The organism is Citrobacter sp. Cb004, assembly GCF_030337065.1.
Classification (GTDB): Bacteria; Pseudomonadota; Gammaproteobacteria; order Enterobacterales; family Enterobacteriaceae; genus Citrobacter; species Citrobacter braakii.
Map to the genome: position 1 here is coordinate 263,034 of NZ_JAOWCH010000066.1, position 14,858 is coordinate 277,891.

Annotated in this window: 15 protein-coding genes; 8 read left to right on the forward strand and 7 right to left on the reverse strand. The window is 51.3% G+C overall.

Annotation, left to right across the window (positions count from 1 at the left end):
- From OGV65_RS18450 to OGV65_RS18470, 5 genes are all read left to right on the forward strand, one after another.
- Window positions 1-858, forward strand: a complete 858-nt coding sequence (locus OGV65_RS18450; RefSeq protein ID WP_019076241.1) for an isochorismatase — start codon at window positions 1-3, stop codon at window positions 856-858.
- A complete protein-coding gene (gene entA / locus OGV65_RS18455) occupies window positions 858-1,613 on the forward strand; it encodes a 2,3-dihydro-2,3-dihydroxybenzoate dehydrogenase EntA (RefSeq protein ID WP_141874958.1) in 756 nt (251 codons plus the stop codon). The genes OGV65_RS18450 and entA overlap by 1 nt, the downstream gene beginning before the upstream one ends.
- 2 nt (window positions 1,614-1,615) lie before the next feature.
- Window positions 1,616-2,029 (forward strand): proofreading thioesterase EntH, encoded by a 414-nt coding sequence (gene entH, locus OGV65_RS18460; RefSeq protein WP_029139447.1) that lies wholly within the window; start codon window positions 1,616-1,618, stop codon window positions 2,027-2,029.
- A gap of 184 nt (window positions 2,030-2,213) precedes the next feature.
- On the forward strand, window positions 2,214-4,319 hold the full coding sequence (cstA, locus tag OGV65_RS18465; protein WP_016152202.1) for a pyruvate/proton symporter CstA: 2,106 nt from the start codon (window positions 2,214-2,216) through the stop codon (window positions 4,317-4,319).
- Between the two features lie 63 nt (window positions 4,320-4,382).
- Window positions 4,383-4,580 (forward strand): YbdD/YjiX family protein, encoded by a 198-nt coding sequence (locus tag OGV65_RS18470; protein WP_019076244.1) that lies wholly within the window; start codon window positions 4,383-4,385, stop codon window positions 4,578-4,580.
- A gap of 104 nt (window positions 4,581-4,684) precedes the next feature.
- Here the strand turns inward: OGV65_RS18470 and OGV65_RS18475 are convergent, their stop codons facing one another.
- Window positions 4,685-5,773 carry an oxidoreductase gene (locus tag OGV65_RS18475; RefSeq protein ID WP_286455313.1) on the reverse strand — a complete coding sequence of 363 codons (1,089 nt, stop codon included), beginning with the start codon at window positions 5,771-5,773 and terminating at the stop codon, window positions 4,685-4,687.
- Window positions 5,774-5,905: 132 nt separating this feature from the next.
- Between OGV65_RS18475 and OGV65_RS18480 the strand changes: the two genes are divergently transcribed.
- Window positions 5,906-7,066: a pyridoxal phosphate-dependent aminotransferase gene (locus tag OGV65_RS18480; protein WP_279265170.1), complete on the forward strand. Its 1,161-nt coding sequence runs from the start codon at window positions 5,906-5,908 to the stop codon at window positions 7,064-7,066.
- Here OGV65_RS18480 and OGV65_RS18485 read toward each other — a convergent pair whose 3' ends face one another.
- The 4 genes from OGV65_RS18485 to dsbG form a co-directional block, all read right to left on the reverse strand.
- The gene (locus OGV65_RS18485) at window positions 7,067-7,684 is read right to left on the reverse strand and encodes an IbrB-like domain-containing protein (RefSeq protein WP_046275109.1); all 618 of its coding nucleotides are present in this window, start codon (window positions 7,682-7,684) and stop codon (window positions 7,067-7,069) included.
- The gene (locus OGV65_RS18490; protein WP_049282451.1) at window positions 7,669-8,892 is read right to left on the reverse strand and encodes a phosphoadenosine phosphosulfate reductase; all 1,224 of its coding nucleotides are present in this window, start codon (window positions 8,890-8,892) and stop codon (window positions 7,669-7,671) included. The genes OGV65_RS18485 and OGV65_RS18490 overlap by 16 nt, the downstream gene beginning before the upstream one ends.
- Before the next feature lie 149 nt (window positions 8,893-9,041).
- Window positions 9,042-9,962, reverse strand: a complete 921-nt coding sequence (gene citR, locus OGV65_RS18495; RefSeq protein WP_049282450.1) for a DNA-binding transcriptional repressor CitR — start codon at window positions 9,960-9,962, stop codon at window positions 9,042-9,044.
- 205 nt (window positions 9,963-10,167) lie between these two features.
- Window positions 10,168-10,914 (reverse strand): thiol:disulfide interchange protein DsbG, encoded by a 747-nt coding sequence (gene dsbG / locus OGV65_RS18500; protein ID WP_279265169.1) that lies wholly within the window; start codon window positions 10,912-10,914, stop codon window positions 10,168-10,170.
- A 374-nt stretch (window positions 10,915-11,288) separates the two neighbouring features.
- On the opposite strand from dsbG, the gene ahpC reads away from it, so the two are divergent.
- Both ahpC and ahpF read left to right on the forward strand, forming a co-directional pair.
- On the forward strand, window positions 11,289-11,852 hold the full coding sequence (gene ahpC / locus OGV65_RS18505; protein ID WP_004859485.1) for an alkyl hydroperoxide reductase subunit C: 564 nt from the start codon (window positions 11,289-11,291) through the stop codon (window positions 11,850-11,852).
- Window positions 11,853-12,006: 154 nt separating this feature from the next.
- A complete protein-coding gene (gene ahpF, locus OGV65_RS18510) occupies window positions 12,007-13,572 on the forward strand; it encodes an alkyl hydroperoxide reductase subunit F (protein ID WP_016152210.1) in 1,566 nt (521 codons plus the stop codon).
- A 250-nt stretch (window positions 13,573-13,822) separates the two neighbouring features.
- Here ahpF and uspG read toward each other — a convergent pair whose 3' ends face one another.
- Window positions 13,823-14,251: a universal stress protein UspG gene (gene uspG, locus OGV65_RS18515; protein ID WP_016152215.1), complete on the reverse strand. Its 429-nt coding sequence runs from the start codon at window positions 14,249-14,251 to the stop codon at window positions 13,823-13,825.
- A 186-nt stretch (window positions 14,252-14,437) separates the two neighbouring features.
- A complete protein-coding gene (gene rnk / locus OGV65_RS18520; protein WP_005120853.1) occupies window positions 14,438-14,848 on the reverse strand; it encodes a nucleoside diphosphate kinase regulator in 411 nt (136 codons plus the stop codon).
- Window positions 14,849-14,858: the final 10 nt, after the last annotated feature.

Sequence of the window (14,858 nt, forward strand, 5' to 3'; positions counted from 1 at the left end):
ATGGCAATTCCTAAACTGCAGGCTTATGCGCTACCCACGGCGCTTGATGTTCCGGTGAACAAAGTGGACTGGGCGTTTGACCCCGAACGTGCCGCACTGCTGATCCACGACATGCAGGACTATTTTATCGGTTTTTGGGGCGATAACTGCCCGATGATGGAGCAGGTCGTCGCTAACATCGCCGCACTGCGTCAGTACTGCAAAGAGCATAACATTCCGGTGTATTACACCGCTCAGCCGAAAGAACAGAGTGATGAAGACCGCGCACTGCTCAATGATATGTGGGGACCGGGACTGACGCGTTCGCCGGAACAGCAAAAAATCGTAGAGGCGCTGGCGCCGGATGAAGCGGATACCATTCTGGTGAAATGGCGTTACAGCGCATTTCATCGCTCCCCGCTGGAACAGATGCTTAAGGAAACCGGACGTAATCAACTGATCATTACCGGCGTGTATGCGCATATTGGCTGTATGACCACCGCAACAGACGCCTTTATGCGCGACATCAAGCCGTTTATGGTTGCCGATGCGTTGGCAGACTTTAGCCGTGACGAACATCTGATGTCGCTGAAATACGTGGCGGGACGCTCCGGGCGTGTGGTGATGACTCAGGAATTATTACCGACGCCGGTACCGGCCAGCAAAGATGCGTTACGCAGCGTTATTCTGCCGCTGCTCGATGAGTCCGAAGAGCCGATGGATGACGAAAACCTGATCGACTACGGACTGGATTCTGTGCGCATGATGGCGCTGGCGGCGCGCTGGCGTAAGGTTCATGGCGATATTGACTTCGTGATGCTGGCGAAAAACCCGACCATTGACGCCTGGTGGACGCTGCTCTCTCGCGAGGTGAAGTAATGTCTGGATTTGACTTCGCAGGGAAAACCGTCTGGGTAACCGGCGCGGGAAAAGGGATTGGCTACACCACGGCGCTGGCGTTTGTGAAAGCGGGTGCTGAGGTGACAGGATTCGATCGTGAATTTTCTCAGGATAATTACCCGTTTGCCACCGAAGTGCTGGATGTGGCGAATGCTGAACAGGTGGCTGAGGTGTGTCAGCGCGTCCTGCAAACGCGCGAGCGGTTGGATGTGTTGGTCAATGCGGCGGGTATTTTGCGTATGGGGGCCACCGATGCGCTGAGCATTGAGGAGTGGCAGCAGACGTTTGCGGTTAACGTTGGTGGGGCGTTCAATCTGTTTCAGCAGACGATGGCGCAGTTTCGTCGCCAGCAGGGCGGGGCAATCGTGACCGTCGCGTCGGATGCGGCGCACACGCCGCGTATCGGTATGAGCGCATACGGTGCGTCAAAAGCCGCGCTGAAAAACCTGGCTCTGACCGTCGGACTTGAACTGGCAGGCTGCGGTGTGCGTTGCAATGTGGTTTCGCCAGGCTCGACCGATACCGACATGCAGCGTACGTTGTGGGTCAGCGATGATGCGGAGCAACAGCGCATTCGTGGGTTTGGCGAGCAGTTTAAGCTCGGCATTCCACTGGGGAAAATCGCTCGTCCACAGGAAATCTCTAACACGATTTTATTCCTCGCCTCCGATCTGGCGAGCCACATCACGCTTCAGGATATCGTGGTGGACGGCGGCTCCACGCTGGGGGCATGACGATGATCTGGAAACGTCATTTAACGCTGGATGAACTGAATGCCACCAGTCAGAACACGATGGTGGCGCATTTAGGCATGGTCTATACCCGACTGGGGGATGATGTGCTGGAAGCCGAAATGCCGGTGGATAGCCGGACGCATCAGCCGTTTGGTCTGCTGCACGGCGGCGCGTCGGCGGCCCTGGCGGAAACATTGGGTTCGATGGCGGGTTATCTGATGACTCGCGACGGGCAGTGTGTGGTGGGTACGGAACTGAACGCCACGCACCATCGGGCGGTTGCGCAGGGGAAAGTGCGCGGCGTTTGCCAGCCGCTGCACCTCGGGCGTCAGAGTCAAAGCTGGGAAATCGTCATCTTTGATGAGCAGGGACGACGCTGTTGCACCTGTCGTTTAGGCACTGCGGTGATGGGGTGAGTCGCCCGACAAAGTAAAATGAAATTGCAGGGTTAACGGCTAAATGAAGTGATCCAGTTAACAATGCAATGTAAATACTCAGTGATACTTCGGGTTTACATGGTTGTCAGGTTGTTAAATTCAGAAAAGATGTTATAGAAACAAAATGTAACATCTCTCTGACCAGGACAACGGAAAACCAAGTATGAATAAATCAGGGAAGTACCTCGTCTGGACAGTGCTCTCCGTTATGGGAGCATTTGCCCTCGGCTATATCGCATTAAATCGTGGCGAACAGATCAACGCGTTGTGGATAGTCGTGGCGTCGGTCTGTGTCTACCTTATCGCTTACCGTTTCTACGGCCTGTACATCGCGAAAAATGTACTGGCGCTGGACCCGACGCGTATGACGCCTGCCGTGCGTCATAACGATGGTCTGGACTATGTTCCTACCGATAAAAAAGTGCTGTTTGGACACCATTTCGCGGCGATTGCTGGAGCGGGTCCATTAGTTGGACCGGTGCTGGCGGCGCAAATGGGCTATCTGCCGGGTATGATCTGGCTGCTTGCCGGGGTGGTACTGGCGGGGGCGGTGCAGGACTTTATGGTGCTGTTTGTTTCTACCCGTCGCGATGGTCGTTCCCTTGGCGAACTGGTGAAAGAAGAGATGGGCCCAACGGCGGGCGTCATTGCGCTGGTGGCCTGTTTTATGATCATGGTGATTATCCTCGCGGTACTGGCGATGATCGTCGTGAAAGCGCTGACCCACAGCCCGTGGGGAACCTACACCGTCGCCTTTACTATCCCGCTGGCGATCTTCATGGGGATTTACCTGCGTTATCTGCGCCCGGGCCGCATTGGTGAAGTGTCGGTCATCGGTCTGGTATTCCTGGTGTTTGCTATTATTTCCGGCGGCTGGGTGGCTGAAAGCCCGACCTGGGCACCGTACTTTGACTTTACCGGCGTACAGTTGACCTGGATGCTGGTGGGATACGGCTTTGTCGCCGCTGTGTTGCCGGTGTGGCTGCTGCTGGCACCGCGTGATTATCTCTCTACCTTCCTGAAAATCGGTACCATTGTTGGTCTGGCGGTAGGGATTCTGATCATGCGTCCGACGCTGACCATGCCTGCGCTGACCAAGTTTGTTGACGGTACAGGCCCGGTCTGGAGCGGTAACCTGTTCCCGTTCCTGTTTATTACCATCGCCTGCGGTGCGGTCTCTGGTTTCCACGCGCTGATTGCCTCCGGCACCACACCGAAGATGCTGGCGAATGAAGGTCAGGCCTGTTTTATTGGCTACGGCGGGATGCTGATGGAATCCTTTGTCGCCATTATGGCGCTGGTGGCGGCCTGCGTTATCGACCCGGGCGTCTACTTTGCGATGAACAGCCCGATGGCTGTACTGGCACCAGCCGGAACCACCGATGTGGTTGCGTCAGCGGCACAGGTTGTGAGCAGTTGGGGCTTTGTTATCACGCCTGATACGCTGCATCAGATTGCGAACGATGTCGGCGAACAATCCATTATTTCCCGCGCAGGCGGTGCGCCGACGCTGGCGGTGGGCATGGCGTATATTCTGCATGGTGCGCTGGGCGGCATGATGGATGTGGCGTTCTGGTATCACTTTGCCATTCTGTTTGAAGCCCTGTTTATTCTGACGGCGGTAGACGCCGGTACCCGTGCCGCACGCTTTATGCTGCAGGATCTGCTGGGCGTGGTGTCACCGGGTCTGAAACGTACCGATTCGCTGCCTGCGAACCTGCTGGCAACGGCGCTGTGTGTGCTGGCCTGGGGTTACTTCTTGCACCAGGGCGTGGTGGATCCATTGGGTGGTATTAATACCCTGTGGCCACTGTTTGGTATCGCCAACCAGATGCTGGCCGGTATGGCGTTGATGCTTTGCGCGGTGGTGCTGTTCAAGATGAAACGTCAGCGCTACGCGTGGGTGGCGCTGGTGCCAACGGCCTGGCTGCTGATTTGTACCCTGACCGCCGGCTGGCAGAAAGCGTTTAGCCCGGATGCGAAAATTGGCTTCCTCGCCATCGCTAACAAGTTCCAGGCGATGATCGACAGCGGTAATATTCCGGCGCAGTACACTCAGTCGCAGCTGACGCAGTTGGTGTTTAACAACCGCCTGGATGCGGGTCTCACTATCTTCTTCATGGTAGTCGTTGTGGTGCTGGGTCTGTTCTCCATCAAAACTGCACTGGCAGCACTGAAAGAGGACAAACCTACGTCGAAAGAAACGCCATACGAACCGATGCCTGAGAATGTCGAAGAGATCGTGGCGCAGGCGAAAGGCGCGCACTAATATTCTCTTAACCAACGAGCCCTCTCCTGAATGGGGAGGGCGTTTGTTCGACAGGGAACCACTATGTTTGAAACGCTCTCTAAAGCCGGGAAGTATTTAGGTCAAACCGCCCGATTAATGATAGGTGTGCCGGATTACGACAACTATGTTGAGCATATGCGCGTCACGCATCCGGACCTGACGCCAATGACCTACGAAGAATTTTTCCGCGAACGCCAGGATGCGCGCTACGGGGGGAAAGGCGGCGCGCGCTGCTGTTAATGCACTTCATCATTCAAGCTGCAGGCGTGTTCACCCTGGTCACTTACCTTTGTAAGCTCCAGGGGTTTCGCTGCGTTGCCGCCATCAGGCATCCCACACCATAATCACACCGTAAACGATTCTACTTTTTCGAACGCTGCGCGCAGCGTCTGTGGCGTTAACGTTACCGGCAGCGCATGAATGGACTCCACCGGGCGCAGGGTGTGTGCAATCACGTTGTCGATTTCGGCGCGGTTGTTGAAGTCCACGTCCAGTTGAGCCAACCGGGTTGGCAGGTTGAAGCGCTGATAGGCGGTAATTAACTGCGCCAGCACATCATCTTGTCCCAGCAGCGCGCTCTGCACCAGTATGCCGTACGCCACTTTGGTGCCATGCAAAAACTTCTCCGTTTGCGGGAGCACGGTCAGGCCATTATGTACCGAATGCGCCGCCGCCACGCGGGTGTAGCGCTCACCCAGACCGCCGACCATGCCGCCTCCGGCAATAATTGCATCCACCACATCGCAAAACGTGCGGCTTAACGTGCCTTGTTGCTTATCGACCAGCGCCTGCTCGCTGCTTTCCAACAGGACGTCGCGGATCGTTTGCGCAGCATGGATACCCAGACGTACGGTCAGAGGCAGGTTTTCCGGCTCAGGTGCGAGCACGACGGCCTCGTACCATTTCGCCAGCGTGTCGCCGATCCCCGCCAGTAAGTATTCTTCAGGCGCATTGAGAACGATCTCTGGCTCGACCAGCACGAGGAAATTGGCGTCAGCGAAAATTTCGAAATGCAGCGCCTGGCCTGCATCGTTGTACCAGACGGAGAGCGGTGTCCATGCGGCGCAGGTCGCTGCGATAGTAGGAATACCGACAAAAGGCAGACCCAGACGACGAGCCAGCGCTTTGGCTGTGTCGAGCAATGTCCCGCCGCCCACACCAATCACCACGCTGCGATTCTCTCCTGACTCTTTTGCCAGTTGAGTAACATCGGTTTCGCTGCAATGTCCCGTAAACAGCAGGTGCCTGGCATCGGCAAGATGAAATGCCTCAGGCAGATAAGGGCGGGCCGCGTCGATGGCGCGTTCACCGTAAACCCAGACGGCGCGTGAGAGTTGCTCTGCGGTGAAAAAATCGTTGAGTCTTGACAGGCTGCCGGGATGGGAAAAATAGTTGGCCGGGCCGGTGACGACGCGAATCTCGGTATTACTCATGTTGTGTTGTCCTTTTGGCTGTCCTGTCAATGCAGGTTATTTTTATATAGACGTCTGAACGTCTTGATTGCCAAATACTAGCATCGTGCTATAGTGGCTTCAACCACAACATCACCCGCTGGGATAACAATAATGAGTAATAACCCGCTGATTCCGCAAAGCAAACTGCCTAGTCTTGGCACCACTATCTTCACGCAAATGAGCGCGCTGGCGCAGCAGCATCAGGCCATTAACCTCTCGCAGGGATTTCCTGATTTTGACGGGCCACTCTTTTTGCAGGAACGCCTGGCGTATCACGTCGCGCATGGCGCAAACCAGTATGCGCCGATGACGGGCGTACAGCCGCTGCGCGAAGCCATTGCGGATAAAACCGCGCAGTTGTACGGCTATAAACCTGATGCGAATAGTGAAGTGACCGTGACGGCGGGGGCCACAGAAGCGCTGTTCGCCGCAATTACGGCGCTGGTGCGTCCTGGCGATGAGGTGATTTGTTTTGACCCGAGCTACGACAGCTATGCACCCGCGGTCGAATTATCCGGCGGCGTAGTTAAACGTATCGCGCTGCAACCGCCGTCTTTTCGCGTCGACTGGCAGGAATTTAGCGCTGTACTCAGCGAACGCACCCGACTGGTGATCCTTAACACGCCGCACAATCCTTCCGCCACCGTATGGCATCACGCCGATTTTGATGCCCTGTGGCAGGCGATTAGAGAACGCGAGATCTTTGTCATCAGCGACGAAGTTTATGAGCACATTTGCTTCGCCGGACAAGGACATGCCAGCGTGCTGGCGCATTCACAGCTGCGCGAACGCGCCGTTGCCGTTTCATCGTTTGGGAAGACCTACCATATGACCGGCTGGAAAGTCGGTTACTGCGTTGCGCCTGCCGCCATTAGCGCTGAATTACGCAAGGTACACCAGTATCTGACGTTCTCAGTGAATACGCCGGCTCAGCTGGCGCTGGCGGATATGCTGCGGGAGGATCCAACACACTATCGTGAGTTGCCAGCCTTTTATCAGAAAAAACGCGATGTGTTGGTGAACGCGCTGCGTGACAGCCGATTGGAAATTTTGCCGTGTGAAGGCACCTATTTTCTGCTGGTCGATTACAGTGCCGTCTCCACGCTTAACGACGTTGAGTTTTGCCAGTGGCTGACCAAAGAAGTGGGCGTTGCCGCGATCCCGTTGTCGGTTTTCTGCGCCGATCCTTTCCCGCATAAGCTGATTCGCCTATGTTTTGCCAAGCAAGAATCGACGCTGCTGGCGGCAGCCGAACGTCTGGTTGCGCTGTAGTTATTTTACTGTCCAGGCTTTGGAGAAGCGACGGTCGGCAAACAACTCTTGCAGACCGTTAATTTGTTTCAGACGTAAAACCTCATCGTCGTCCATACCTAACTCTTTACTGATTTTCTCTGCGCTCCATCCCAGTAGTGATAATTCACGAACGATTTCCGACATGGCATGAATTTTATGCCGCCCACGGGCACGGTTATGACGAATTGTCGCTGCCATGCGTTCATGACGCTCACGCTGTAAACAGGTGACCGGCAGGTAGCCATGCAGGCGTGATTTCAGCGACGGTTTGCTTTTACCTAGCTCATGACGGTGGAAACCATCGACAATTTCGTATTCTTCCGCCGTGGAGTGAACTACCACGATGGGCTGCGTGAATCCGTCTGCTTCGAGGGATTTCTGCAGCAGCTTTTTCTCCGGAGGCGCAACGTTATTAGGGTTATAATCATTGGGTGAGATATGCTCGTTTTTAATCCATAGTACACAGTCTACTGGCTCTTCACGAAAAGGGCTGACGCTGTGGATAGCCATTCTGAATTGGTTGATTGCTTCAATTCGTTCTTCTTCTGACAGCCCAGAAAGAAAACCAGTGAGTTCTTGAGTTAGTCGGTGTTGCATAAGATTCCCCATTGCTGGCGTTTTATTTTCATGCGTTCATTATAACGTTGGTAGTTTTTGGGTTTTGTGGGGCTGAATGACAGCGCCCGGCACCAGTAGTCGTTATTCAGCAGGACTTTACAGATACGCCGCCATGACGGAATATCCGCTGAGCCAATATCTTTTTCCTGAGTTTGCGGGATATTGTCCATGCCCTTTTTCTTATACCACTGCAAATAGATGGCGATTTTATTGCGATAATGCTCAGCGGTCTTTTCCGGCATGCTGTTGAGCAGCAGCATGGCGTATTCCTGCCAGTTTAAATGTTCGGGTTTCAATATTTTGCGGTGCCCGTAAAAATGGTTGTCCTGACCGGCATAAATTCCGCCACTTTTTACACCGCTGACACGGGCGCACATGGTTGCCCAACGCTCGGGTTCAATGACGTGATATAGCCATAATCCCTGACGCTGTTCCGGGCCAAAGGGCTCACAAATACGCATGTAACGTGTTGGGACACCGGCCTGATACATGAGATTGTATAAGGGATTGCACGACATTCTGGTTTTTGCGAACCAGGTCCAGATATCGGCAGTTTTCCAGTCATAAATCGGGTAAATATACCAGGTATGCCCGCCGGGGGCGCTGGTGGTCCAGGGTTTATCATCGGCAAAGCGCTGCTTTTGCGAATTGGCAATGGCGACAAAACGATTATATGACTCATCGGCGCGGATCCCGACCATCATGCCGGCTGGACGTTTCTCTGAATACCAGTCTGCGAACTCGCGAACAAATTGTTCAAAGGTCATGCCGGGTTGATAGAAGGAGAAATACTCTGGATCGGTTATGGCATCCGTGGGAGGCTGGCGAACCCACGGAGTACCTGGTTCCCAACACTGCCATTCTGGCTGAAATTGAGAGAGTGAATTCTGGGTGGTGAGCGGTAAAGCCACCCAATAAAAGCGCTCGATGACATCAGAATAACGTGCACGAAGCGCCTCAACATAATCAATAGTGCAGGAAAACTGGGCTTCCCAGTCGATAAATAGTACGTCAATTTTTTTATGCAGTTGGCGTGCAAGCATAGCTGTCAGATGTAACATCAGTCCTGAATCTTTCCCGCCGGAGAAAGAGACACAAACCCGAGGCAGAGTTTCCAGCGCCCAGGTTATGCGCTCCAGAGCGGCGTCCAGCACGTTTTGATCAAGCGGGATTTTATAAATAGACATATTAAACTCATATCAAAATTATTATTTAAAACAATAAGAAATGCTGACAATAAGATATGCTAATTTTTTCCAGGTGCAACGTTTTAATACATTCATGGTTATTTTGAATTGCCTTCATTCATAAAAATATAAAATGAATAGGTAAAGCTCTACTTGTTAGTCCTTTGGTCATTTTTATCATTTATTTTATTAATTAAATTAACGAAGCCAGTATTGTTGAGTGACGCTCTGTTATACATCAAAAATAAATTTATTTTGGGTAAGGGGATATCGATACGGATCTCTTTTAAATTAAATGAGCCGATATATTGTTCGTAAACATCTCTTGGTAACAGACCTATGATATCTGTGTTTGAAATAATATTAATGATCGTTATTAATGAGTCGCTGCGGAAGCCAATATCTCGATTAGCCAGCAATGCGCTGGTTTTTTGCCAGTATTCTTTAACGCCAGGATCTTCAGAGATAAGTTGCGTGAACTGTTCTTTTAATATTGTTTCAAGCGTACTTTCTCCATTAATTCTCGGATGGTTTTTGTTGCAAACTAATATTGTTTCAGCAGTTTTAAATGGCGAGCATATTATCGAACGATTACTCACTGGAGCGGTAGCAATGACTAAATCTGCTTTTCTGTAAGCCAACAGATTTTCCGTACTTTCAGCAGTGATGAGTATGTTATGGTGCTCAATTTCGACATGCGAGTCTTCTCTGAGAAAATGAATAACTTCCTCGATGTTGATAATGGTTGGCAGTTGTGGACAGTAAATAACGAATTTTTTCTTCAGACTGGAGTTATTCATGATGTTTAGTGTCTGCTCCAGACTGTTGAGGTTTTTCTCAAGATGATGATGGAGGTTAATCCCCATAATCGTTGGCGTTAGGCCTTTTCCGGAGCGTATAAACAGTGGGTCATTAAATTGTGTGCGTAGCCGTTGCAGTGACTGACTAACGGCAGAGGGGGTGATATACAAAGTTTCGGCAGCTTTAGTGATACTCAAATGTTGATAAATACACTCAAAGATAACCAATAGATTGAGATCGAACTTTTTAAGGTCATAGAGGTTAGCCATACATACCTTCCTGTGATGGTCATGTTTTGAAAAATTTAATTCTGAAATATTTTAAGTTGTGAATATTCTTGTGATTTATGTTTGTGTGCTTAATGAATTATTAATTTAAACTAAAAATAGCACATGTTGCGTAATTTTGACCAAAAAAGTTAATTTAAATGAGTGATTGACATGGGAATGATAACAACCACTCATTTTTTCACATTTATTTATTACCCATGATAATGTTTAATTTCTCCTTATCCGGTAAGCCGACTTCCTGTTGTAACGTATCGTCTTTACTCATGTAATAGATAGCCGGCGTGACGTTGGCGCCTAAATCATCCATCAACTTTTGATTGATATTCAACACTTTCATCTGCTCCGGTGAGACGGAAGTCGGGATTTTTAGCTTCATTTTCCCACCGGATGCCTCATAGTCATGCCAGGTCTTGGCCGGATCTTTTGTGGCCAGAATCGCTGCGGCGGTAGCCGGGCTTTCGGGTTTAATTACGCCAACCAGTAATGTGCGCAACTGAACTTTACCTGAGTCCACCCACGGGCGAGCCTTTTGCCAGAACTGTTTGCAATAGGGACAGAAGGGATCGGCAAACACGTAGACAATGACCGGAGCCTCTTTTTTCCCGTCCAGAATCCAGGATGCTTTTTCCATTCGCTGCCACATTTCGCGCCCGGCAGGGGCGTAGATCTCTTTTTCTATCAGCGTATTACTGAGGTTTTCGCCTTTTTCGTTATACATATAACCGGAAATGGCGTGTTTGCCGTCAGGCGTAACATAGATAGTAACGCCCATATCCTGGTATTTTCCCAGGTAGCCCTTCATTCCACCGGGCGCGTCGAAGGGTTTCAGAATAGTAATGCCCTGTTTCTCAATAGCTTTAACGGGAGCAGGAAGTTCTTCGGCGTGCACCACGGCAGGAAGCAGGGTTAAGAGTAAGGTACGTTTAAACATTGATTTTCCTTATAAAATCAGAAGGAAAGGGGGCTAAGTTGCAAAACCTATCGCAGCCATAGGTAAGATCGACCGTCTGTCGATTGCCCTTTCTTGAGTGGGGTGATGTAATCCCAATCGCTGTTACGACCTTTGTTAAGGTAATGTAGAGCGCAACACATAGCCAGCCCTGCTGGCACTGACGTTACCTGCGGGTAGCTCGGGTAATGAGGCTCCCTGCAAAGGGGGCCTTTTTTACTTTTATCTTTAGGTTCACAACATGAGTTTGAGTGGGTTGTTAGTTAACGCTTATTGATTTGATAAAGGAAACGCATTAGCCCTGCGAAGAGATTTTCGTTAACTTATCTCTCAACGAAAACACGGAGGAAGTACAGATGTCTTTGATTAATACCAAAATTAAACCTTTCAAAAACCAGGCGTTCAAAAACGGTGAGTTCATCGAAGTAACCGAGAAAGATACCGAAGGTCGCTGGAGCGTCTTCTTCTTCTACCCGGCTGACTTTACTTTCGTTTGCCCGACCGAGCTGGGTGATGTGGCTGACCATTACGAAGAACTGCAGAAACTGGGCGTAGATGTCTATTCCGTATCTACTGACACCCACTTCACCCACAAAGCGTGGCACAGCAGCTCTGACACCATCGCGAAAATCAAATACGCGATGATCGGCGACCCGACTGGCGCCCTGACCCGTAACTTCGACAACATGCGTGAAGATGAAGGTCTGGCTGACCGCGCAACCTTCGTTGTAGACCCGCAGGGTATCATCCAGGCAATCGAAGTTACCGCTGAAGGTATCGGCCGTGATGCGTCTGACCTGCTGCGTAAAATTAAAGCCGCACAGTACGTTGCCTCTCACCCAGGTGAAGTTTGCCCGGCGAAATGGAAAGAAGGCGAAGCGACTCTGGCTCCATCCTTAGATCTGGTCGGTAAGATTTAAGTCGCATAATTTGTCGGCCGGATAAACGCAGTGCATCCGGCCATTCCACAGGCGCAGTTTGCGCCTGTTTCATTCCAGCACCATGACGCAAGTTGCATTAATGCAGTCCCGCAAAGTCGGCTTGCATGATGATGTTTTCAGAGAGGGAAGAATAATGCTCGACACAAATATGAAAACCCAGCTCAAGGCTTATCTTGAGAAACTGACCAAACCTGTTGAGCTGATTGCTACGCTGGATGACAGCGCCAAATCGGCAGAAATCAAGGAACTGCTGACTGAAATTGCTGAACTGTCAGAAAAAGTCACCTTTAAAGAAGACAATACTCTGGCGGTACGCAAGCCATCGTTCCTGATCACCAATCCAGGTTCTCACCAGGGGCCGCGCTTTGCCGGTTCTCCGCTGGGCCATGAGTTTACCTCCCTGGTGCTGGCGCTGCTGTGGACCGGTGGTCATCCGTCAAAAGAGGCGCAGGCGTTGCTGGAGCAGATCCGCGATCTTGACGGTGATTTTGAGTTTGAAACCTATTATTCGCTTTCCTGTCATAACTGTCCGGACGTGGTACAGGCGCTGAACCTGATGTCGGTACTGAATCCACGCATCAAGCATACGGCGATTGATGGCGGTACATTCCAGAACGAAATTACCGATCGCAACGTGATGGGCGTTCCGGCGGTGTATATGAACGGCAAAGAGTTCGGTCAGGGGCGTATGACGCTGACTGAGATCGTGGCGAAAGTAGATAGCGGCGCAGAAAAACGTGCGGCACAAGAGCTGAACAAACGTGATGCTTATGACGTGCTAATTGTCGGTTCCGGTCCTGCGGGGGCGGCAGCGGCAGTGTACTCTGCACGTAAAGGTATTCGCACCGGTCTGATGGGCGAACGTTTTGGCGGTCAGGTTCTTGATACCGTTGATATTGAAAACTACATCTCGGTACCGAAAACCGAAGGCCAGAAACTGGCGGGTGCGCTGAAAGCACACGTTGATGATTATGATGTTGATGTGATCGACAGCCAGAGCGCAAGTAAACTGGTTCCGGCGGCACAGGAAGGCGGTTTACATCAGATTGAAACGGCATCCGGTGCGGTGCTCAAAGCACGCAGCATTATCATTGCCACCGGTGCGAAATGGCGCAACATGAACGTTCCGGGCGAAGATCAGTATCGCACCAAAGGCGTAACCTACTGCCCGCACTGCGATGGCCCGCTGTTCAAAGGCAAGCGCGTTGCAGTGATTGGTGGCGGCAACTCCGGTGTTGAAGCTGCTATTGATCTGGCAGGCATTGTTGAACATGTGACGCTGCTGGAGTTCGCACCTGAAATGAAGGCTGATCAGGTGCTGCAGAATAAGCTTCGCAGTCTGAAAAACGTCGATATTATTCTGAATGCGCAAACGACAGAAGTGAAAGGCGATGGCAGCAAAGTCACCGGCCTGGAGTATCGCGACCGCGTGAGTGGCGACGTTCACAGTGTGGAACTGGCGGGTATCTTTGTACAGATAGGTCTGCTGCCAAACACCAACTGGCTGGAAGGTGCCGTCGAGCGTAATCGCATGGGTGAAATCATCATCGATGCCAAATGCGAAACCAGCGTGAAGGGGGTTTTCGCCGCTGGTGACTGCACCACCGTACCGTATAAGCAGATCATCATCGCGACCGGTGAAGGCGCGAAGGCCTCATTGAGTTCGTTTGATTATCTGATTCGCACGACAGTAGCATAAAAAAAGTAAGACACACCTGCAATGCCAAAACCGTCAGCCATCCGCTGGCGGTTTTTTATTTCCACGCTTTCAGATTGTCAATTCTTGAAACAATAAACCGCATAACACATTCATTTAATGAGTCTGACCATTAGTTTCATCAAAGAAAGATGAGGCGTTTTCTTTATTATATCAACCTGCATTACGTTTTCATGGTCACCCCTGTCAGGCGTTAACCTGGCAGGGGTTTTCTTTAGCAAATTAGAGGCTATTAACGTACAACCAGCACTGGCAGAGTAGCGTGGCGAACAACGCTGGAAGCGTTTGAGCCGAGCAGATGAGTGCTGATTGATGGGTTGCGCGATCCAATGACGACCACATCCGCATTCAACTCTTCACCCAACTCGTTGACGACGTCACGTACGCTGCCAAAGCGGACGTGTTGTTTAATACGGGAAGGATCGATGCTGAAGTGACCGACCATCGTTTGCAGACGGGTTTCCGCTTCGTGTTGTAGATGCTCTTCAAAACGACGGACATCGGCTGCAAAGCGGTGCAGGCTTAAGCTTGCTGAGCCTGGCAGCACATGCAGCAGATGGATAACCCCGTTTTCCTGTGCCAGAAATTCTGCATGGCGAATAGCCTTGTCGCTCAGTTCCATTTCGAATACATCAACAGGCATTATGATTGTGTTGTACATAAACATTCTCCTTGTCATTACATGAACACATATCAGCATAGTATTAAAAATGATTCTGTCAGTCACGACACAGATTTATGTTTTGCGAACAGGAGATAAGGTGAGGGTCAGGAGTTGGGGCTAACCGGAAAGAGGATGCGGATGCATCCCCTGTAAGATAAAGCGAGTGGCTTTGATAAGACAGAGTTAGCGCAGGTAGTCGCCCGCAGCTTCAGGTTGGTACTCAAGCTCGATGACTTCGAGGTGTGTTGAGGTTCCGCCTGGTAGTTCCCAGTGAATGGTGTCGCCAACGCGCAGGCCCAGAAGTGCAGCGCCAACAGGTGCCATTACCGAAAGCTGTGTGCTGCTGTCAGTCATATTGGCCGGATACACCAGGGTACGCACACGGACTTCGCCATCACTCAGATTGCGGAATTTCACGCGGCTGTTCATGGTCACGACATCGTGCGGCATGGTTTCTGGTGAACACATTTGGGCACGATCCAGCTCGGCGTTCAGGGCGTCGGCAATCGGTAAACCAGCAAACGCAGGTTGCTCCAACAGGCGGTCAATGCGTTCCGCATCGAGGTCGTTAATGATGATAGTTGGTCTGGACATTTGTTACTCC

Coding starts and splice junctions, on each gene's coding strand:
- OGV65_RS18450 (WP_019076241.1), top strand. CDS start 1: ATGGCAATTCCTAAACTGCAGGCTTATGCGCTACCCACGGCGCTTGAT.
- entA (WP_141874958.1), top strand. CDS start 858: ATGTCTGGATTTGACTTCGCAGGGAAAACCGTCTGGGTAACCGGCGCG.
- entH (WP_029139447.1), top strand. CDS start 1,616: ATGATCTGGAAACGTCATTTAACGCTGGATGAACTGAATGCCACCAGT.
- cstA (WP_016152202.1), top strand. CDS start 2,214: ATGAATAAATCAGGGAAGTACCTCGTCTGGACAGTGCTCTCCGTTATG.
- OGV65_RS18470 (WP_019076244.1), top strand. CDS start 4,383: ATGTTTGAAACGCTCTCTAAAGCCGGGAAGTATTTAGGTCAAACCGCC.
- OGV65_RS18475 (WP_286455313.1), bottom strand. CDS start 5,773: ATGAGTAATACCGAGATTCGCGTCGTCACCGGCCCGGCCAACTATTTT.
- OGV65_RS18480 (WP_279265170.1), top strand. CDS start 5,906: ATGAGTAATAACCCGCTGATTCCGCAAAGCAAACTGCCTAGTCTTGGC.
- OGV65_RS18485 (WP_046275109.1), bottom strand. CDS start 7,684: ATGCAACACCGACTAACTCAAGAACTCACTGGTTTTCTTTCTGGGCTG.
- OGV65_RS18490 (WP_049282451.1), bottom strand. CDS start 8,892: ATGTCTATTTATAAAATCCCGCTTGATCAAAACGTGCTGGACGCCGCT.
- citR (WP_049282450.1), bottom strand. CDS start 9,962: ATGGCTAACCTCTATGACCTTAAAAAGTTCGATCTCAATCTATTGGTT.
- dsbG (WP_279265169.1), bottom strand. CDS start 10,914: ATGTTTAAACGTACCTTACTCTTAACCCTGCTTCCTGCCGTGGTGCAC.
- ahpC (WP_004859485.1), top strand. CDS start 11,289: ATGTCTTTGATTAATACCAAAATTAAACCTTTCAAAAACCAGGCGTTC.
- ahpF (WP_016152210.1), top strand. CDS start 12,007: ATGCTCGACACAAATATGAAAACCCAGCTCAAGGCTTATCTTGAGAAA.
- uspG (WP_016152215.1), bottom strand. CDS start 14,251: ATGTACAACACAATCATAATGCCTGTTGATGTATTCGAAATGGAACTG.
- rnk (WP_005120853.1), bottom strand. CDS start 14,848: ATGTCCAGACCAACTATCATCATTAACGACCTCGATGCGGAACGCATT.